The sequence below is a fragment of the Bacillus sp. WMMC1349 genome, from assembly GCF_013155385.1.
In the GTDB taxonomy this organism is placed as follows: Bacteria; Bacillota; Bacilli; order Bacillales; family Bacillaceae; genus Bacillus.
The window spans coordinates 53,764-71,282 of the sequence record NZ_JABJUQ010000005.1; the positions used below are offsets into that span (position 1 = coordinate 53,764).

The 17,519-nt window shown below is 38.6% G+C and carries 11 protein-coding genes and 3 pseudogenes; 11 read left to right on the top strand and 3 right to left on the bottom strand.

Going from position 1 to position 17,519, the window contains the following annotated elements:
- The first annotated feature begins 167 nt into the window (after positions 1–167).
- The 9 genes and pseudogenes from HOO54_RS01720 to HOO54_RS01765 all read left to right on the top strand — a co-directional run bounded on the left by HOO54_RS01720 (position 168) and on the right by HOO54_RS01765 (position 13,157).
- The gene (locus HOO54_RS01720) at positions 168–4,619 is read left to right on the top strand and encodes a phage tail tape measure protein (protein WP_172292212.1); all 4,452 of its coding nucleotides are present in this window, start codon (positions 168–170) and stop codon (positions 4,617–4,619) included.
- Positions 4,619–5,454, top strand: a pseudogene (locus HOO54_RS01725) (phage tail family protein). Before HOO54_RS01720 ends, HOO54_RS01725 begins: the two are co-directional and overlap by 1 nt.
- Before the next feature lie 12 nt (positions 5,455–5,466).
- Positions 5,467–7,179: a phage tail protein gene (locus HOO54_RS01730; RefSeq protein ID WP_172292216.1), complete on the top strand. Its 1,713-nt coding sequence runs from the start codon at positions 5,467–5,469 to the stop codon at positions 7,177–7,179.
- Between the two features lie 36 nt (positions 7,180–7,215).
- Positions 7,216–9,777, top strand: coding sequence for a peptidase G2 autoproteolytic cleavage domain-containing protein (locus HOO54_RS01735; RefSeq protein ID WP_172292218.1), 2,562 nt, complete (start codon positions 7,216–7,218; stop codon positions 9,775–9,777).
- Positions 9,778–9,790: 13 nt separating this feature from the next.
- The gene (locus HOO54_RS23990) at positions 9,791–11,158 is read left to right on the top strand and encodes a phage baseplate upper protein (protein WP_253907590.1); all 1,368 of its coding nucleotides are present in this window, start codon (positions 9,791–9,793) and stop codon (positions 11,156–11,158) included.
- Between the two features lie 14 nt (positions 11,159–11,172).
- Entirely contained in the window at positions 11,173–11,622 is a 450-nt protein-coding gene (locus tag HOO54_RS25045) for an XkdX family protein (RefSeq protein ID WP_375335794.1), read from the top strand.
- 58 nt (positions 11,623–11,680) lie between these two features.
- Positions 11,681–11,893: a BhlA/UviB family holin-like peptide gene (locus HOO54_RS01755; protein ID WP_172291990.1), complete on the top strand. Its 213-nt coding sequence runs from the start codon at positions 11,681–11,683 to the stop codon at positions 11,891–11,893.
- 12 nt (positions 11,894–11,905) lie between these two features.
- Positions 11,906–12,169 carry a phage holin gene (locus HOO54_RS01760; RefSeq protein WP_172292220.1) on the top strand — a complete coding sequence of 88 codons (264 nt, stop codon included), beginning with the start codon at positions 11,906–11,908 and terminating at the stop codon, positions 12,167–12,169.
- A gap of 61 nt (positions 12,170–12,230) precedes the next feature.
- Positions 12,231–13,157 (top strand): peptidoglycan-binding protein, encoded by a 927-nt coding sequence (locus HOO54_RS01765; RefSeq protein ID WP_172291992.1) that lies wholly within the window; start codon positions 12,231–12,233, stop codon positions 13,155–13,157.
- A 276-nt stretch (positions 13,158–13,433) separates the two neighbouring features.
- On the opposite strand, the gene HOO54_RS01770 is transcribed toward HOO54_RS01765, so the two are convergent.
- From HOO54_RS01770 to HOO54_RS24000, 3 genes are read right to left on the bottom strand one after another with little or no spacing between them, the layout of a single operon-like run.
- Positions 13,434–13,661 (bottom strand): hypothetical protein, encoded by a 228-nt coding sequence (locus tag HOO54_RS01770; protein WP_172292274.1) that lies wholly within the window; start codon positions 13,659–13,661, stop codon positions 13,434–13,436.
- Between the two features lie 30 nt (positions 13,662–13,691).
- Complete coding sequence (locus tag HOO54_RS23995; RefSeq protein ID WP_253907591.1) at positions 13,692–13,961, bottom strand: deaminase domain-containing protein; 270 nt, start codon at positions 13,959–13,961, stop codon at positions 13,692–13,694.
- Positions 13,962–13,967: 6 nt separating this feature from the next.
- Positions 13,968–16,295, bottom strand: coding sequence for a ribonuclease YeeF family protein (locus HOO54_RS24000; protein WP_253907592.1), 2,328 nt, complete (start codon positions 16,293–16,295; stop codon positions 13,968–13,970).
- 314 nt (positions 16,296–16,609) lie between these two features.
- Between HOO54_RS24000 and HOO54_RS01785 the strand changes: the two are divergent.
- Positions 16,610–16,972 (top strand): annotated as a pseudogene (locus HOO54_RS01785) (response regulator aspartate phosphatase); the annotation flags it as partial.
- A 122-nt stretch (positions 16,973–17,094) separates the two neighbouring features.
- Positions 17,095–17,519: pseudogene (locus HOO54_RS01790) on the top strand (IS110 family transposase); the annotation flags it as partial.

Sequence of the window (17,519 nt, forward strand, 5' to 3'; positions counted from 1 at the left end):
TTTTAAAGCAAGGATGGACAATGACAGAAATAGATCAGATGGATATTTATCACTATTTAGAAGTTTTGGCACATGAAAACAAACCTAAAATAGTACCTATAGATCAAGTATTTTTCTAAAAATGATTTTTTTGTTGAGTTTAAGCCAGGGAAGCGGGGTGGTTACATATGGCGCAACCTATCGGAAACATGATTGTTAAAGTAGGGCTTGACGATACTGGCTTTAATCGTGGTATTGAAGGTTTGAAACGACAAATGCGTTTGGCAAATTCAGAAATGAAAGCCTCCGGAGCAATTTATAAAGCAGCGGGCAATCAGTCTAAGTTCCTCCAATCTCAAATAGAAGGCCTTAATAATAAATATCAGATTCAAGGACGTTTAGTTGATGAACATCGCACTAAATACAATAAATTAGTAAGGGAAAAAGGATTAGATAACCGTGAAACACAGATACAAGCCCGGCGGTTAAATGACGCGATTGCTGTCCACCAAGGTCTTGGAAATGAACTGAAACGAGTAACCAGAGAATTTGATAATACGACAAACAGCACCCGAAGAGCAGCGGGTGTTTTTTCTGTATTCAAACGTAACTCAGGTGAAGTATCTAAAGAATTAAATGCAGTTTATCAGTCTGCTACTACAGCAGGGAAAGCACTTTCTGCCATTGGTGCAGCTGGAACTGTTGGAATTGGACTCACTGTAAAAGCAGCAGCAGACTTTGAGAAAGCAATGAGTCGTGTAGGTGCTTTGGCAAACGCAACGAATGAACAAATGGGAGAGTTAACAGAAACAGCCCGTCATTTAGGTGCGACAACTCAATTCACAGATGGGCAAGTTGCTGAAGGGATGCAATATCTAGCGATGGCGGGGTATAAAACGAATCAAATTGTTGGAGCCATGCCGGGACTTCTAGCGACTGCCGCAGCTGGTCAAACTGAACTTGGTGTTACAGCAGATATTGTTTCAGATATTTTGACTGAATTTCATATTAAAGCTGAAGATACAAACCGTGTTGCAGATGCGATGACCTACACGTTTACCAATTCAAATGCCACACTGCAAGAAATCGGACAGACAATGAAATATGCGGCACCTGCCGCAAAAACAGCCGGACTCAGTATGGAAGAGTTAGCAGCAGCCACCGGAATCATGGCAAACAGTGGGATTAAGGCGGATATGGCAGGAACAGCCTTACGATCAACACTTACTCGTTTAGCAGCACCGCCAAAGCAAGCAGGCAATGCAATAGATGAATTGGGATTAAAGGTCACAGATTCAACCGGAAAATTACGACCACTGGCAGATATCATTGGACAAATCAATGAGAAAACTAAAAACTATACGGAAACCGAGAAAATTCGTATTGCCAAACAAATAGCAGGGCAACATGCACTTTCAGGATTTATTACCTTAATGCACGCTGGAAAAGACAAGCTTCAAGATTTCACGAAAGAAGTAGAAAACAGTGGTGGAACTGCTGAAAAAGTAGCTAAGAAACAAATGGATAATTTATCTGGATCACTTGAATATCTAAAGTCAGCTACAAATAACGCAGTTATCACTTTGGGAAATCAGTTCTTACCTGTTATTAGAGCTACAGCTGATGGATTGACTAAGATGGTAACTTGGTTTGATTCGTTACCTCCTTCTGTGTCTCGTACAATTGCTATTACAGGTGGAGCCGTCACTGTGTTTTCACTTTTAGGTGGTGCAGCTTTGTTGTTGCTTGGCTCTTTGCCAAAGATGGCAGCAGGATGGAATATGCTTCGTACTGCCGGTGGATATTTAACTCGTAATGTAAACCGTGCTTCAACTAGTCTTGGAGTTTACTCTACAGAAGCGATTGCCGCGGGTAGAGCCTCCAGAACAGCAGCCACAGGGATGAGCACAACATCAACAGCGGCAAACTTAGCATCCACAAGAATGAATAGATTTCACCAAACGACCAACTTAGCAACAACAAGAGTTGGTAGACTTGAACAGTCAGCTAGTAGAAGTACTAAGGTCATGAGAGGGTTGGGTGGAGCCTCTCGTGTAGCTGGTTTAGGTCTTGGTATGTTTGGTGGTCCAGTTGGTGTAATCGGAGGACTTTTGCTTTCTTTTGCCCCGGAACTATTAAAATTTGGCTCAGGTATTTTAAAAGTTGGGGTCAATGCTGTTAAAGGCGCTGGCGGTTTTATGAGACTAGCAAAAAGCGGTTTCGGACTGTTTAACATTATCAAAAAAGGTGTAGGGATAGTCGGCTTATTACGTGGTGGATTGAGCCTGTTGGGTGGTCCTGTTGGTCTTGCTATAACAGGAACTACACTTTTAACTGAAGCTGGTTTCAAATACTATGACAATCTAAAGAAAAGAGTTCTTCCAGCAACAATTGATTTTGGTAATGGTGTATCAAAATCTACTTCAAAAGCTATAAACGCTTATGAAGATATGAACATAAAAATCACAGCTAAGCTTAATACACTACGTGTGACGAATAAAAAAATCACTAAAAGTATTGCTGAAGATGTATCTAAACAATTCACAGATATGGGAAATTCGCTGAAAAAAGGTTTTCAGACAAGTGCAGATACGGCTACTAAGGTATTAACAGATTTTTATGCTTCTAATAACAAAACATCAGACAAGGAAGCTGCTAAAATACTAAATAAAATTAAAAACGGAAATAGCAAGCAACAAAAAGAAATTCAAGGGTATGTTAATCGAGTTAACCAAATCTATCGAAAAGCTGCAAAAGAACATCGCAAAACAACAGACAAAGAGAATAAAGAAATAGCTAAAATACAAAGAAAAATGTATGCCAAAATGAAGACAGCTCTTTCTAAAAGTAAAGATGAACAAATAAAAATTTCAAGAAAATTAAAAGAGGAATCTTCCAATCTTTCTGCAAAACAAGCAGCCGCAGTTGTAAGAAACAGTAATAAAGCTAAAAACAAAACAATAAAAGCAGCAAATGATCAATTTAATGCTGTTGTAAAGGCAGCGGACGATCAATATTATGTCAAAGGCACGATTACTAAAAAAGAACATGATGATACTGTTAAAAAGGCAAGAGATCAGAAAAAAAACACGATATCAAAGGCTAAAGAAACTCATCAAGGTGTTGTAAAAGAAGCCAAAAAACAGGCAACCGGACATGTTAGCCAAGTTGATTGGGAAACGGGTGAAGTTCTCGGGAAATGGAATCTTTTCATTGTTGATTTAGCCCGTATCATTAATAAAATTACTGGTGGTATAAACAAGGTTCTTGAATTTTTTCATGCCCCAACTATTCCTGAGTGGAAACCTAAAGGATATAGTGACAATGATAAAAAGATGCAGGTTGCTCCTGGTGCTGCATATGCGAAAGGAACAAATTTCCACCCAGGTGGTCAAGCACTTGTTGGTGAAGAAGGTTGGGAACTGGCTCATTCACCAGGAATTGGAACCTATATGATAGGGGTAGGCGGTCCACAAATCTTGGATCTACCACGAGGGACTTCTGTACTTCCACATGCTGAGTCTAAAGTGTTAACAGGATCAGGTTTACCTGGATATGCGGGTGGAGTCGGAAGTTTTTTCAAAGGAATGATTTCAGCAGGGAAAAATGTTGTAGATAAAACGATTGATGTGGGTTCAAAGGCAGTAGAGTTGATTAAGAAAGGACCAGGTGAATTCATTAAAAAACTGTTTAAGGGATTAATACCTTTCAAATCTGGAAAAGGCATTGATTCCATAGGAACTGGCATAATGAAGACCATAAAAGATGGAGCATTTCAGTTTTTAAAAGGGATTATACCAGAAAATACGGCCACGGATTCGAGTTCATTTAAAGGAACAGGTGGGACAAAAGCTGTTAACCAGTGGGTTAGTGAGGCAGCAAACATAGCTGGTGTTCCTCCTACATGGATACCTGGTCTTGTTACAATTGCCATGAAAGAAAGCGGTGGAAATCCAAATGCCATCAACTTGTGGGATTCTAATGCAAAGGCTGGACACCCTTCACAAGGGTTAATGCAAACTATTCCATCTACATTTAACGCTAACAAGTTTCCTGGGCATAATAACATATTGAATCCTGTAGATAATACTTTGGCGGCTATTAACTATATTAAGCGCAGATACGGAGATATACGCAACCATCCAGGTTTAAGATCGATGGCTCTCGGTGGTGGATATGTTGGGTATGCAAAGGGTGGGATTTCTCCCGGTCGTGGTGGTTCAAAATGGGCAATTTTAAACGAAAGAGGCTTTGATGAAACTACAATTACAGAAGATCCTTCATACCGCGAACGCAATATAGGATTATGGGCGCGTATTGGTAGCAAGCTTGGAGTTCTCCCGTCTTTACAAGAAGGGATGATTTCAAAAGCTCTTGTGTTGTTGCAAAAAGTATCGATGCAACCCGAAAAAGAACGAGGTTCTTCTAATATTCCATCTGTGGACATTAGTAGTATCGTGCAGAACCAAGAAAAACAAATCAATATGATGGCAAAACAAATTGATTTTCTGAATAAAAACATGCAGCTGTTACAACAGATTCTATTAAAAGAGAGTGACACTTATCTTGATGGAAGAAAGATTGATCAATCTACCGGTGATCGGTTTACCCGAACGTCATTTATGAACGGGGTGAGATGATGAAATTGTTTATTGATTATGATAATGGGCTGGGGGAGCAAAGTTTAAATAGCTTGCTCCCTTTTTTCGAGGTTCTAAGCTTTACACCTGAGGCTCCAGGGATAAGTCGTGAAACAATCAATATTCCGAGAATAAATGGAGTTATTTTGCCGCAGCACCCACGTGAAATCACGTATACGGAGAGAAAAATAACAGTCGAAATTTATATGAATTCAATTATTGCAGAAAATTTTTATCAGTATAGACATGAACTTTATGCGTTACTGGTTAAACCTTTCCCATATTATATTTCAACGGATTTATTGCCAAATCTCCGTTTTAAAGTAACTTGTGATGGGAATTTCAGCATTCCAAAACAGAAAGAAAAAAATCACGTAGTTTTCACTGTGGACTTTAATAACTTTACAGGATTAGCTGAATCAAAATCTACTTCTCTGACAAAACAAAATTTTAATGGTGAACACTGGAGCCGGGGATGAATATTCAAATGCGTGATGATCTAAAATACATGTTCAAAAATCAAAAAAGGTTTCAGGTCTATAACACTGGTGACGCCTATATTAACCCTATGCAGCATGATTATCATGTAACCTTACGAGCAAAAGGAAAAAATGTCACGATCATCAATCATACAAATGGTGAAAAGTTAAAAATAGAACGCGAGTTGAAAAAATCTGAGTCTGTGACTTTTGTTAAACAATATACGGTGATCAATAAAAAGCCTGTCAAAACATCTGGGAGGCTTCCGGGGCTTGATATCGGAGTGAATGATTTTGAAGTGCAGAATACCAATGATTTTGACATCACGTTTGATACACGTTTCTACTACGCGTAAGGGGCAAGTGATATGGCAAATTTAGATTTTATTAAACAGATTGCACCAGACGCACAGAGAGTTTATAAAAAGCATGATATTCTTGCTTCCCTGATTATTGCTCAAGCCTGTTTAGAAAGTGGATGGGGTACAAGTGAGCTAGCCCAGCAGGGAAAGAATTTATTCGGAATGAAAGGTACGTATAAAGGACAATATGTCCTCATGTGGACGACTGAATATGACAAGAACGGAAAACCTACTCCCGTGCAAGCCAGGTTTTGCAAATACCCATCTTGGTCTGAATCGATTCAAGACTTAGCCAAGTTATATGTCAACGGGACAAGCTGGGATCCTAATCACTATCAAGCTGTCGTAGGGGAAAAAGATTACAAGAAAGCAACAGCCGCACTTGTTGAAGCCGGTTATGCGACTGATCCGAATTACGCCATTAAATTAAATAGTTTAATCTTTACTTACAAACTAACACAATATGACACTGTGGAAGGTGTCCCTGACGGACCAGATGATCCAGATACACCGACACCTGATCCCGAATTTCCTAGTAAAGAGTATGACGGGAAAGACATCACACTCAATCAGAATTTACCTTCTGACGTTACCTTTCCACAACTACATGTTTCAACAAAGGATGGAAAAAGTGTTGTCGAAATAACGGGCGTTTCAGTCGATCTGATGGACGATAAGACAGGGAAGAAGAGTTTTACCTTTACGATCACAAAAACGCAGGAGAACGCCATAGAATTCGATTTATTGGTAAATGATAATATTCTGTATTTGGATGAGAAGAAATTCAATCATCAAAAGTATTACATTACAGATGTTAACATCCGTCAAGAGAAAAATGTTCTAAGGAAAACTGTATCAGCGAGCCACATTTTCACTGTGCTTCTGATTAACAATCGCATTCATGAAACGGTCTCAAAAAAGCTAAAGTTAAGAGAGGCGTTAGATATTGCGTTAAAGGATACGAATTTCAAATATATTTTTAAAACGCCTGAAAGAGAATTTGATGCAGCAGAACAAGAAAATTTTGGGGATAAGAATTCCACAGAGTTGATGGATGAAATTATCCAAGATTACAAGCTTGAGATCGATGTCGATAACTATAAAATGTATGTTTATCAAAAGATGGGAAAACGGATTAATTTCACCTTAGATTCACGCTATAATATGCCTGGTATCTCCATTAAAATTAACTCACAAAACAGCACAACTAGAGCTTGGGGCTATGGTGCTTTGAAAAAAGGCAGTAGCGCAGATAGCAAAAAACCAAAATATGAATTTGAGCCGATTTTGTACATTCATCCAGATGAAAAAAAGTTTTTACTCGAAGGAAAACCACGTTGGGCAGAACCGATCAGGGATGAAAGATATAAAAAGGCGAGTATCATGGTTTCAGCGCTTAAAAAACATGTGAATCCATATCCTGAAATGACAATCGAGGCAGACTTTCAATATATCTATGAACCAAAACTATTAGAAATTGAACAGGACTTCTGGAAAGGTGATACGATTCATGTCTTAGCTGATACGGCAGATGGTATCACGTTTGAAGATGATGTACGGCTGATCTCCATTCAGTACAATCCTTTAGATCCTTACAGTAGTCCAAAATTGATATTCGCCAATTTCAGAAAAGATATTCAAGATATCGCCGTTAGTCAGGCTAAGCAGTTAAGAGATCAAAAACGATATATCAACCAACTTTTTCAAACGCTCAGATAGCGTTTTTTTATTTTTGTTTAAAAAGGAGTGAGGCAGATGGTGCAGCTGATAAAAAATTATGATCAAACGCGAAACTCCCGTCATCAAGCACAATTAAAATCAGATATGCAAAGTATTGAAAATACCTTAAATGATCACGAGTATCATTTGAAAAGTCATGAATTATCTAAAACAGCCCATACATCAAAACAAGTCGATCACGGCGGTTTTTCTGTGTCTTCGGTTTTAGAAGGATTAAAGAACAGAATACGAAATTTAATATTAAATACCGATGGGACGAACGTTAAAGAGGTAGTCGATTCGAGAGTTACAGCTGATGGCGAGGTATTTCCCTTGCTTAAAGAGCGATTAGATACGGAGTATGGTAAGCTACTACAAAAAATCAAACGTAATGTAAATGTTGACGATTTCGGTGCTGATCCGACCGGTATAAAAGATAGTACAGAAGCATTTCAAAAAGCGATTGGTACCGGTAAAGTACGTCTGAACCTATCAGCCGGTACCTATATTGTAAAAGGCGTCAAACTTCCGTCTTGGACGTACATGGTCGGTCAAGGCATCGGTGTTACTACGCTGAAACTGCACGAAGATACGCCAGCTAGTGAGTGGGTGGTCACGAACGCGGATCATGTAAAGGGAAACCGAAATATCGTTGTAGAAGGAATGTCGCTTGATTGGAATTCGGAGCGCCAGGGCGGTGTAAGTGCAACCGGTGGAATACATTCGAGCTGTCTTACCTTTGCCAATGTTACATTCGGGATTGCGCGAGAAGTAGAAGGCATTAATCCGGGGTTACATTGTTTTGATGCCTCTGCACCAAGCTATAATATTGCGGATGTTGATTATACAAAAAGTGGATGCCGGTATATCTGGTTTGATCGATGCGTCGGTTCGGGGTATGGAGATGACGGAGTAACAACGCACTATAGTGAGTATGTTTTTATCACACAATGTGTGATGACCAATCCTAGTGGAAAGGCCCATCCAGTTGGAGAGGCAAATTCGAACGGTGTCGAGGTAGATGACGGGTCTAAAAACGTTTGGGTTATTGATTGTTATACGTCAGGGAATGTTCGTGGTGTTGAAGTGAAAGCACATCCGGAATGGCCGGCGCCTTCTAACGTCCACATTACAGGTTGTGAATCATTTCGAGATGTTCGCGCGTTTGATCTTCGTCACATTGGACATCACTTAGCAAACGAACCATGGAGCGAAACAGCTCGAGATGTTACGTTAGTCAATTGTACAGCGCGTGAACCAGTATTTAATGATCTATGTGTGGGACTAGATCCACGAGCGCTTGTCGTTTCAGCTTATCAACATGTCATGATTTCAAACTTCCGTGCGATTGGCGATCCTACGTATAACTATAAAGGGACAACAATCATCGCTTTTCAATATAAGAGTCGAAAGATTAATGTTAACGGATTACAAATGCATGGTTTCGCAAAAGCTGGTACAGATATTCATGTGATCGGAGGCGATCAACGAACGGATGATGTTCATATCTCAAACTTTGCAATCCATGATTCGGCAAAAGTCGGTATTAGCTTAGGCGGTGGGGTATATTACGTTAATTTAATGAATGGTATCACACATACAAAAGGTGGGATAGCCGGTGTAACAGCGCCAAACAACCAAGCAAATATTGTTTCGGTGCGTGCTGTTGGATATACTGATGCGGCTGTGATCGCAGGTGAACGTTACCCCTTTGTTCCAAACAATATCAAGGGCGGTTTTAGAGCTGCATCAAGTTCTGGTTCTCCTTTGTCAGATACTAGCGCAATTATCGGCTCTACTGGTGGTGGCAAAGCTAAAGGTGACGCTAATGTATTGATCGGAACACGGGGAGGTTCCACAACAGAAGGCTCTCGGTCTGTTGTCATGGGTTCAAATAATTCCCATGTGAAAGGCAAAGATTTAGTTTCGGCTATGGTTCTCGGTTCTGTCAATGTCATAAACGACAAGAGTTATACCACAGTGTGGGGGTTCGGAAGTGAGCCATCAACGGCTAATAAACGAGTCGAAGTGAATGCAGAGGCTGGATCGGTACGAGGTACGGGAGCCGTCCAGAGCGTTTCAGACCTAAAGGACCTTGCGGAATACTTCGAATCTAAAGACGGAAACAAAATTGAATCTGGCTATCTGGTGACATTGGATGGCGATAAAATTCGAAAAGCGCAAACAGGTGAAAAAGTTCTCGGTGTTATTTCTGAAACTGCCGGCGTTATCATGGGTGGTGCAGCGTTTTACTGGAATGACCGATATCTTAGAAACGAGTTCGGTGGTTTGATCTATGAAACAATGATTAAAGATGGCTGTGAATATAAGATCCCGAAAGAAAACCCAGATTATGATCCTAAGATTGAATACACACCAAGAGAAGATCGCGATGAATGGCATGTAGTCGGTTTAATCGGTCAGGTGTTTGTTAGAATTGATGAAACAGTAAAAACCGGTGATTTCATTGTACCTAACGATGGAATAGGTACAAAATCGGATAAAGGTAAAGGTCTTTATGTCATGCGAATCCGCAAAGACTTTAATAAAGATCAGGGTTACGGTGTGGCAAAAGTCTTTATTCATCCAGGAATATAACGGAGGTGGTTAAATGATATATAAAGACTCCGGCATTCAGTTCGATGTAAACGCACAAGTCAAACGCAATATATCAACTAGTATTCAATACAGTACACAAGACACTGGGACGGCAAAAATAACCTTTAAACTATTGAAAGACGGTGTACCATTGCCCATATCAAACGCGACTCACGGAAAACTGTTTATGAAGTTCGCGGACGGTAGTCACTTTTATGTTCATACGGAAGTCGGAGACGCTCTTACAGGCGTTATTTTTTATGTCTTGACTTCGGAACAAATGAAGCATTTTGGGACAGTGCAGGCTGAACTTTATGTCAATTATGATAACGGTCAGAAAATGAGTATTCACAAGTTTTCTTTTAAGATTGATCAAGCTCTTGTGGATGCGGATATTGTCCCGATGGCAGAATATTATATCGAAGATTTTGAGACGCTCAAAACCCTTGTTCAAGAAAAGGCAGCACATGCAGACAACATATTAGACGAACTTCAAAAGAAGTTTGCAGAACTGAATAACGTTGAAACAAAAGACGGAGCGCAAGCAAAAGCAAACAAGGCAGAAGCAAACGCAAAACATTATACGGATCAGCATGTAGCGAATAAGGAAAATCCACACGCAGTTACAAAAGAACAGATTGGATTATCTAATGTCGAAAATATGAAGCAAGCATCGAAGATTGATTTTGATACACACAATGAAGATTCTACTCGGCATATTACGCCTGAGGAACGAATGAAGTGGAATGATGGTCAATTAACTAAAATATCTAATGACACTGGGGGCGTGTTGGTATCCATAGGAGATACGGATGATCTCTATTTGAAAATAGTTCAGTCCGGCAAACGATTCGGAACTTTTTATTGTTCTGGGAAAGCCAAAAACTCGCCGAGTCCTCACTCGTCAAGAGGGCTTTTTCATATGACCGGAACGGATGAAAAGGGACTAGGTACGTACGGGTATGTCATAGCGCTTGATTGGAAAAACAACCTTTATACGAATTATATTGATCAAACGGAAGGCTGGCAGGGGTGGCAACGGTCTTTATCATCGTCAGACTTATCGCCGGAATGGAATGCGGCTACACTGATCAATGGGGCAAAGCAAGATTCAGCGTTCCCGTTACAATTCTCCGTCAATAATAACGTTTTATGGTTACGTGGCTCTTTCAGTTCCTTACCGGCTATCGGAACCATTGTCGCAAAGTTCACAATTAAGCTCTCTAGGCTTGTTGATTTTGTTGTACCTACAATTGGATCTTACGGAATCGCTCGTTTTTCTTTAACCACTGATGGGGAGCTGAGATATGACGGCATCATGGCGAATGATAATGCAAGTGTTACGAGAGTCTCTTTTAATGTCGGAATTCCGTTATGGTAAGGGGAGGGAAAAATATGCACGTTCTTTATTATGATGCAAACTTTAAATATGCTGGTGAAGATGATGTTGAGATAAATGGTGATACATTACCGCCTAATAGTACGACAGTGCTAATCCCTGAAGGGCTATACGATCCTAAATACCAGCTAGAGAAGGGTGTGGTGTGGGTTGAATCGGCTACACAAGAGTATATTGATAGCGTGAAGCCTTCTCCGCCTGAACCTAGTGCAACCGAGATTTTGAGGAAACAGGTTGCTCATCTATACTATATGATCTCGATAGAAGGATCAGAAAAGACGGCAGATTGGTTCACATATATGAAAGGCTTTTATAAAGACGGTCTGTGGACGAAGAAACAAATTCATGATGGAGTAGGTGCCAGAAGGATTACACCGAAACAATATGAAGAAATCACTGGAGAACCTTACGATTCCAATAAGCCTCCTAGCAACAAGACAGAATAACAGAACTATAAAAGAGCCGATTGGGCTTTTTTATTTTGCCTTAAAGGAGGTGAAGCCTTTGGAGATGGATTTAACTCAATATTTAATGACACAAGGACCCTTTGCGGTTCTTTTTTGTTGGATATTGTTTTATGTATTAAATACAACAAAAGAAAGGGAAAACAAGCTTAATTCACAGATTGATGCACAAAATGAAGTGCTAGCCAAATTCAGTGAGAAATATGATGTTGTGATTGATAAGTTGGATCAAATTGAAAAAAATCTAAAATAGGAGTGAAGAAAAATGAAAAATTTTGATAAAGGTACAGTCGTTCGGACGGTGCTTCTTTTTATTGCACTTATTAACCAGACTTTGATGATGTTCGGAAAGGGTGCATTGCCGATTAGTGAGGACCAAGTAAACACACTGGCAGATACTTTGTATTTGGTGGGTTCCACAGTGTTTACGATCATTACTTCAATCGTCGCATGGTATAAAAACAACTATGTCACAGAGAAAGGGAAGAAACAAAAAGAAGTGTTAAAACAAAATGGATTAACAAAATGAGAGGGCTACCGGTTGGCAGTCTCTTTTAATTGTCAAAAATAAAAAATAGAGGTGTTTTACAATGGCAGTTTCTTTACAAACATTGATCGATCGTTCTATTCGAAATATGGGGTCTGGTATTCACCCCGTAGTGAAAGAAACAGCAATCGAAGTCGTCAAAAGGGCATATAAAGAGAACATTTATGTGCAGATGACATCTGGCTATCGTTCTTTTGCGGAACAAAATAAGCTGTATGCGAAAGGACGTACTGCATCAGGGAAGATTGTGACTAATGCTAAAGCCGGACAGTCTAACCACAATTACGGTTTAGCAGTCGATTATGTTCTATTATCTTCAGATGGCAAAACAGCGATCTGGACGGTCAATTCTAAGTGGAAAAGAGTCGCTCAAATTGCAAAGGCTTTAGGATTTGCGTGGGGAGGGGACTGGAAAAGCTTTAAAGATTACCCACATTTAGAAATGATGGGCGGTTTAACTTTGAGCCAATTACAAGCTGGTAAACGTCCAGTCCTCGTATCAAAAGTAAACAACGCAACACCTGCGGTTCCTAAACCAACTAAAAAGCAGTCGTCAAAGAAATCATCTTCCAGTGGTGGTCGTGCGATTGTTAGAACGATTCAGAGTACGTTAAATAAACGCTATAAGTTAAATATTAAGGTAGACGGTTATCAAGGTCCTGAAACATACAAAGCTCTGCTTAAGGGCTTCCAGACCGAATTAAATAAGCAATTTCATGCCGGTCTTGTCGTAGATGGGGAGTGGGGACCGAAAACTCGTGCGGCTGTCGTAAATGTCCGTAAGGGAGCAAAAGGAAATATCACTTGGATTCTTCAAGTGTTGTTGATCTGTAAGGGATATGATGTGAATGGTCTGGATTCTATCTTTGGTCATGGACTTGAGAAGGCTGTGAGAGCTTTTCAAAAGGTGAATGGTCTGGCTGTGGATGGGATTGTTGGGAGAGCTACTTGGACAAGGTTGTTTGTATGAACATATTTTAGGCTGGGTGTTGAGTTTTTAATTACTAATAAGGTAAAAGGTGATGAATTTACAAAATTGTCACAACATCACCTTTTACCCCCATTTTTTATGGCTTCAAACTAAGAATATATTCAATTCGTGATTTTGCACCAAAGCTTGATTCTATAACCTTATAATCTTTACTTCCCATTAATTGTTTACATTTATTTATATCTTGCAGTAATTGATCTATATCTTCTGTATTAGCTTCTTCAACTTTAAATTCGTTACTTTTAATATAATAATCTAATTTTCATATATAAAATCAGGTATTTCTTTTAATTTAAAACACTCTATTGCAACACAAATATAATATGCAGTCTTTGTGAAAATATTATAGTTTAGCTCTCTCCAATCTTCTTCAAATACTTTTGCTGCAGATTGAGGTGCTGTAAAACCATCATCCTCTACATATTCTTCAAAACTAAATACAACGGAATCTTTGATGCTTTCATAATCAACATTATTATTCATATCACAAACCTCCCTTTAAATTCTGTACTCCTATGGAGTTACTGTATTATTTGAAAATACATTTAACTTTATATTAGGATACTTTGCTCTGAATTCTAATATAATATTTGTACAACTTTGACAAGTATCTAACTCTGAGAAAAGATTAATTTCTCCTTTAATATTTGGGTCTTTTATTTTAGATGCAATGTCTTCAAGAATCTTCGCTTCTGTATCATTATATCTCGGAAACTGATCTACTACATAATTTTTTGAAGATACGCTCACTATCTGTCGGTGTATATGAAAAATCCATAACATCCGTTCCTAAATTATCCACAGAATGATTTGACTATGAGCAGTAAATTCATTTCTTATACCTGGTATATTAACATCTGCTGTAGCAACATTACCTTTAGTAAGTGACTTTATTTTTCTATCTATTTTTTTCCTCTGTGTGTTAGATAGATTTAAATATTCATCTGAACTTTTGAATGCTGTTATTGAATCAGATAATTTTGTTCTTACGACGTTAGCCCTATCTTTTAAAGTTTTTCCAATAAGATTACGAGTACCCTTAGTCCCATTGTCAACATCTTTCCCAGATTCATGCTTCCTCGGCTTAGAAGACTCATGAGGATGCTTACCAGAAACGTTTTCAGCACCTTTAGTAGACTCGTGATGCTTATCAACCTTGTGAACTGGCTCGTGTGATTTTGATTTTGGTTGATGCGGAGTTTTGGGATCTCCGTCACCATGCTTGCCTTTTTGAACATTTTTGCCTTCGTGTTTTTCGGTCACTTTTCCAGTGCTTTTGGTTGCTTCTTTATTCTTCTCAACCTTCTGAATTGATTCGTGTGACTTCGGTTTTGATTTATGTGGAACTTTAGGTTCTCCACCATGGTCACCTTTCGGAGTCTTCTTAATGCCGTCCCCACCATGAGCTTTTCCACCTTTAGGACTTGTAAAATGATCAAACGACTTCTTGATGAACTGAATCATCTCATGTCCAGACTGCCGTAAAGTAAGCGCATGTATAGGAATTCCTTCTGTTACGAGGATCTCCCGTGCAACTGGGTTAGGTAAGTCTCCTATTTTTATGAGTCCTTTTTTGATTAGTTCTCCAACTTCCTTGAGATCTTTAACGACTCTGTTTCCTACGACTATTCCAACGTGTCCAGCACCTTTGATTCCTTGTTTGATTGCCGTTTTTCCAGCGCCTTTGATTCCTTGTTTGACTATTGATTTACCCGCAGCGCTTGCAAATCTTCCAGCTTTCGAAGCAATTGATGCACCCTTTGATGCTGCACCGGCACCACCTGATATAAATGTAGTGACGATATTTAATTTAAGATATTCAGCATAATGTGTCCTTGAATACAAATCTCCATGTACAAAGTTTTTATCCCATTTTTCTTTTACTTCATCCCAAGCAGAATTCCAAGCTTTTTTATAGTCGAATTCTATAATTGAGTTTGCAGTTCTAACTGGATGTAATGCAGAATTTCTTACAAATTTATTTAGTGTTACAACACCTTCAAGAGTTTCCTTAACAAAATCATATCTAGCCACTGTTATTCCTTTTGCATAGTCGTATGCAGAGCCTAGATATTTTTTACCTGCCTCATCTACAGGTGCTAAAACTTCTTTTAGTTTCTCCTCTCCTGTTTCTATAAGATTTATAACACCATCATCAAAATCGTCTAACTTCTCTGATACATAATCAATAGGATGTTCCCAGAAACTAACATCTTCTTCTTCAAGGGATTTAACATACTCCTGTTGTTCTGGTGAAAGGTTGTTATAACCAATTTCTTTAGCCATTTTAACATATTCATCAGGGTCAGATACGTTTGCAAGCTTCTCTTGCAACTCTGCAATTCTGCGGGCTTCTGCTTGCTCTTTTTTCGCATTAATATATGTAGTCGCTTGTTTGTCGGTTTTGATTGCTTCTTTATATAACTTATTCGAGTGAAAAGCCTTTTTATCAAAATACATAGGAGAAGCGCTTTTGCCATTACTTGTGGCTTCCATCAATGCTGATAATTTTTTGGAGACACTTTCGGCTTCAGCCAATGCTTGTGTGTATTCACCTGTCATAAATTTATCCAAATCGTCTACTGCATCAATTGCATTTTCCCGAGTTGTTTGTGCTTTTGACATCTCTACTGTGTAATTGTGGTCAGTCCACTTATCCAGATCAACGATGTCGCTCACTCGGTCTATGATCCGATCCATGCTACTCTTGAGAGAGTCAACGATTTGATCGGATTTTTTATCTGCATTTTTTAATTCAGTCTTTAAAAAAGACATTTCAATGTACGAATCGGGCAATTTTTTCGCTTCGATATCACCAGAAACCCCATTAAAAAACGAGATCTGCATATCGGCAAGAGTGATCCAACTGTCGACAACCTCAGCCTGTCCTCTAAAAAACTCTTTAATGTTATCTGCGCCTTTTCCTGTGAAATCATCACCTAAATCTGCCACTCCAAGACAGGCTGTTTTTAGCGTTTGAAGTTTCTCTTTTAGGTTTTTATAATCTTTTTTACGTTGATCGGCTCTTTCAACTAAAGTACTGGCTTCAAAAACTTTAGCTGAACTGTCTAACTCTTTGTTTTTCTTTTTCTTTCTGCCATCACATTTTCCTTTCAGATAGTTATTTTTTTAAACAACATCATAAAAATAGCAATCAGTTAAAATTTTATCATGTTAATAAAAAGGGTGGTAGGATATTTTTTCCATTCTAAGAAAATGAATCTTTAGGATTAGGTATAAGATCCCAATAAATGGTTTTTTCTTCTCTATGAATTTTATTTGCCATCAATCAACAGATGTTTTTTGGGAACTATAACAATATATGGTTGTCAAAAAGTGGGGTATTGTGTAGAATATTTACGATAAGAAAGAGGATATATTATTCTGATTATTTTCAAAAAATAAAATATTGGGAAAAGGGGAGAAATTGAGTGGAAATAATTCCTTATGATTTAGTTGCTACAAAAATGAATTTTTGGTATAACTCACTAAAGAACAACTGGATAGAAAAGGCGGAGATAACAAAAAAGGAAGTTAGACAGTTACTTGATAATATGGAAGAGAATCAAGACGTCCTGATTTATTACTCGCTATTAGAATTTCGACATAAACTCCAGCTCGACTATTTGTGTGCTGGTTCTGGTGGTAGTCTTGAGGAACGATTTGAGGAGTTTAGAGAGATTAGAGAAAAGAATAACCTAGAAGGTATGCTTGACTACTACTATCATTTCTTTTCAGGGATGTATCATTTTAGACAAAAAGAATTGTTACATGCTTTAAGGTATTATAGGAGCATTCCTGTAATGAAGAAATTTGAGAGTTGAACAAAAAAAGAGCCCCTTGGTATCATACGAGGTGTCCAAAGCTTCGAAGCAAAAATGGACCCTTAATTTAAGTAACCAAGGAGGACTCAATAATGAATTATACACAAAATCATAAAATCTCTCAAATTACACCTTTAACTCTTATTGTTGGCATTGATATTGCCAAGGATAAACATGTAGCACGTGCACAAGATGACCGAGGTATCGAGTTCGGAAAACGCTTGATTTTTGAAAATCGAAAACATGGCTTTCAAAATTAGTGACTTGGGCGGAAAGTCTTCGAAAAGAAAATGGCAAGAATCACGTCATTCTTGGCGTAGAGCCGACTGGTCATTACTGGTTTAGCCTCGCTTATTTTTTGGTAGAAAAAGGGTACGATTTTGTCATGGTAAATCCAATGCATGTAAAGAAAAGTAAAGAACTAGATGACAATTCCCCTACCAAGAATGATACAAAGGATGCTCGAGTAATAGGGCAGTTGATTAAGGATGGGCGATACTCCGTACCAAACCTCTTA

Excerpts from the sequence above, each read along its gene's own strand:
- HOO54_RS01735 (WP_172292218.1), top strand. The coding sequence starts at position 7,216 with ATGGTGCAGCTGATAAAAAATTATGATCAAACGCGAAACTCCCGTCAT.
- HOO54_RS01760 (WP_172292220.1), top strand. The coding sequence starts at position 11,906 with ATGAAAAATTTTGATAAAGGTACAGTCGTTCGGACGGTGCTTCTTTTT.
- HOO54_RS25045 (WP_375335794.1), top strand. The coding sequence starts at position 11,173 with ATGCACGTTCTTTATTATGATGCAAACTTTAAATATGCTGGTGAAGAT.
- HOO54_RS01720 (WP_172292212.1), top strand. The coding sequence starts at position 168 with ATGGCGCAACCTATCGGAAACATGATTGTTAAAGTAGGGCTTGACGAT.
- HOO54_RS01730 (WP_172292216.1), top strand. The coding sequence starts at position 5,467 with ATGGCAAATTTAGATTTTATTAAACAGATTGCACCAGACGCACAGAGA.
- HOO54_RS23990 (WP_253907590.1), top strand. The coding sequence starts at position 9,791 with ATGATATATAAAGACTCCGGCATTCAGTTCGATGTAAACGCACAAGTC.
- HOO54_RS23995 (WP_253907591.1), bottom strand. The coding sequence starts at position 13,961 with ATGTTATGGATTTTTCATATACACCGACAGATAGTGAGCGTATCTTCA.
- HOO54_RS01765 (WP_172291992.1), top strand. The coding sequence starts at position 12,231 with ATGGCAGTTTCTTTACAAACATTGATCGATCGTTCTATTCGAAATATG.
- HOO54_RS01770 (WP_172292274.1), bottom strand. The coding sequence starts at position 13,661 with ATGAATAATAATGTTGATTATGAAAGCATCAAAGATTCCGTTGTATTT.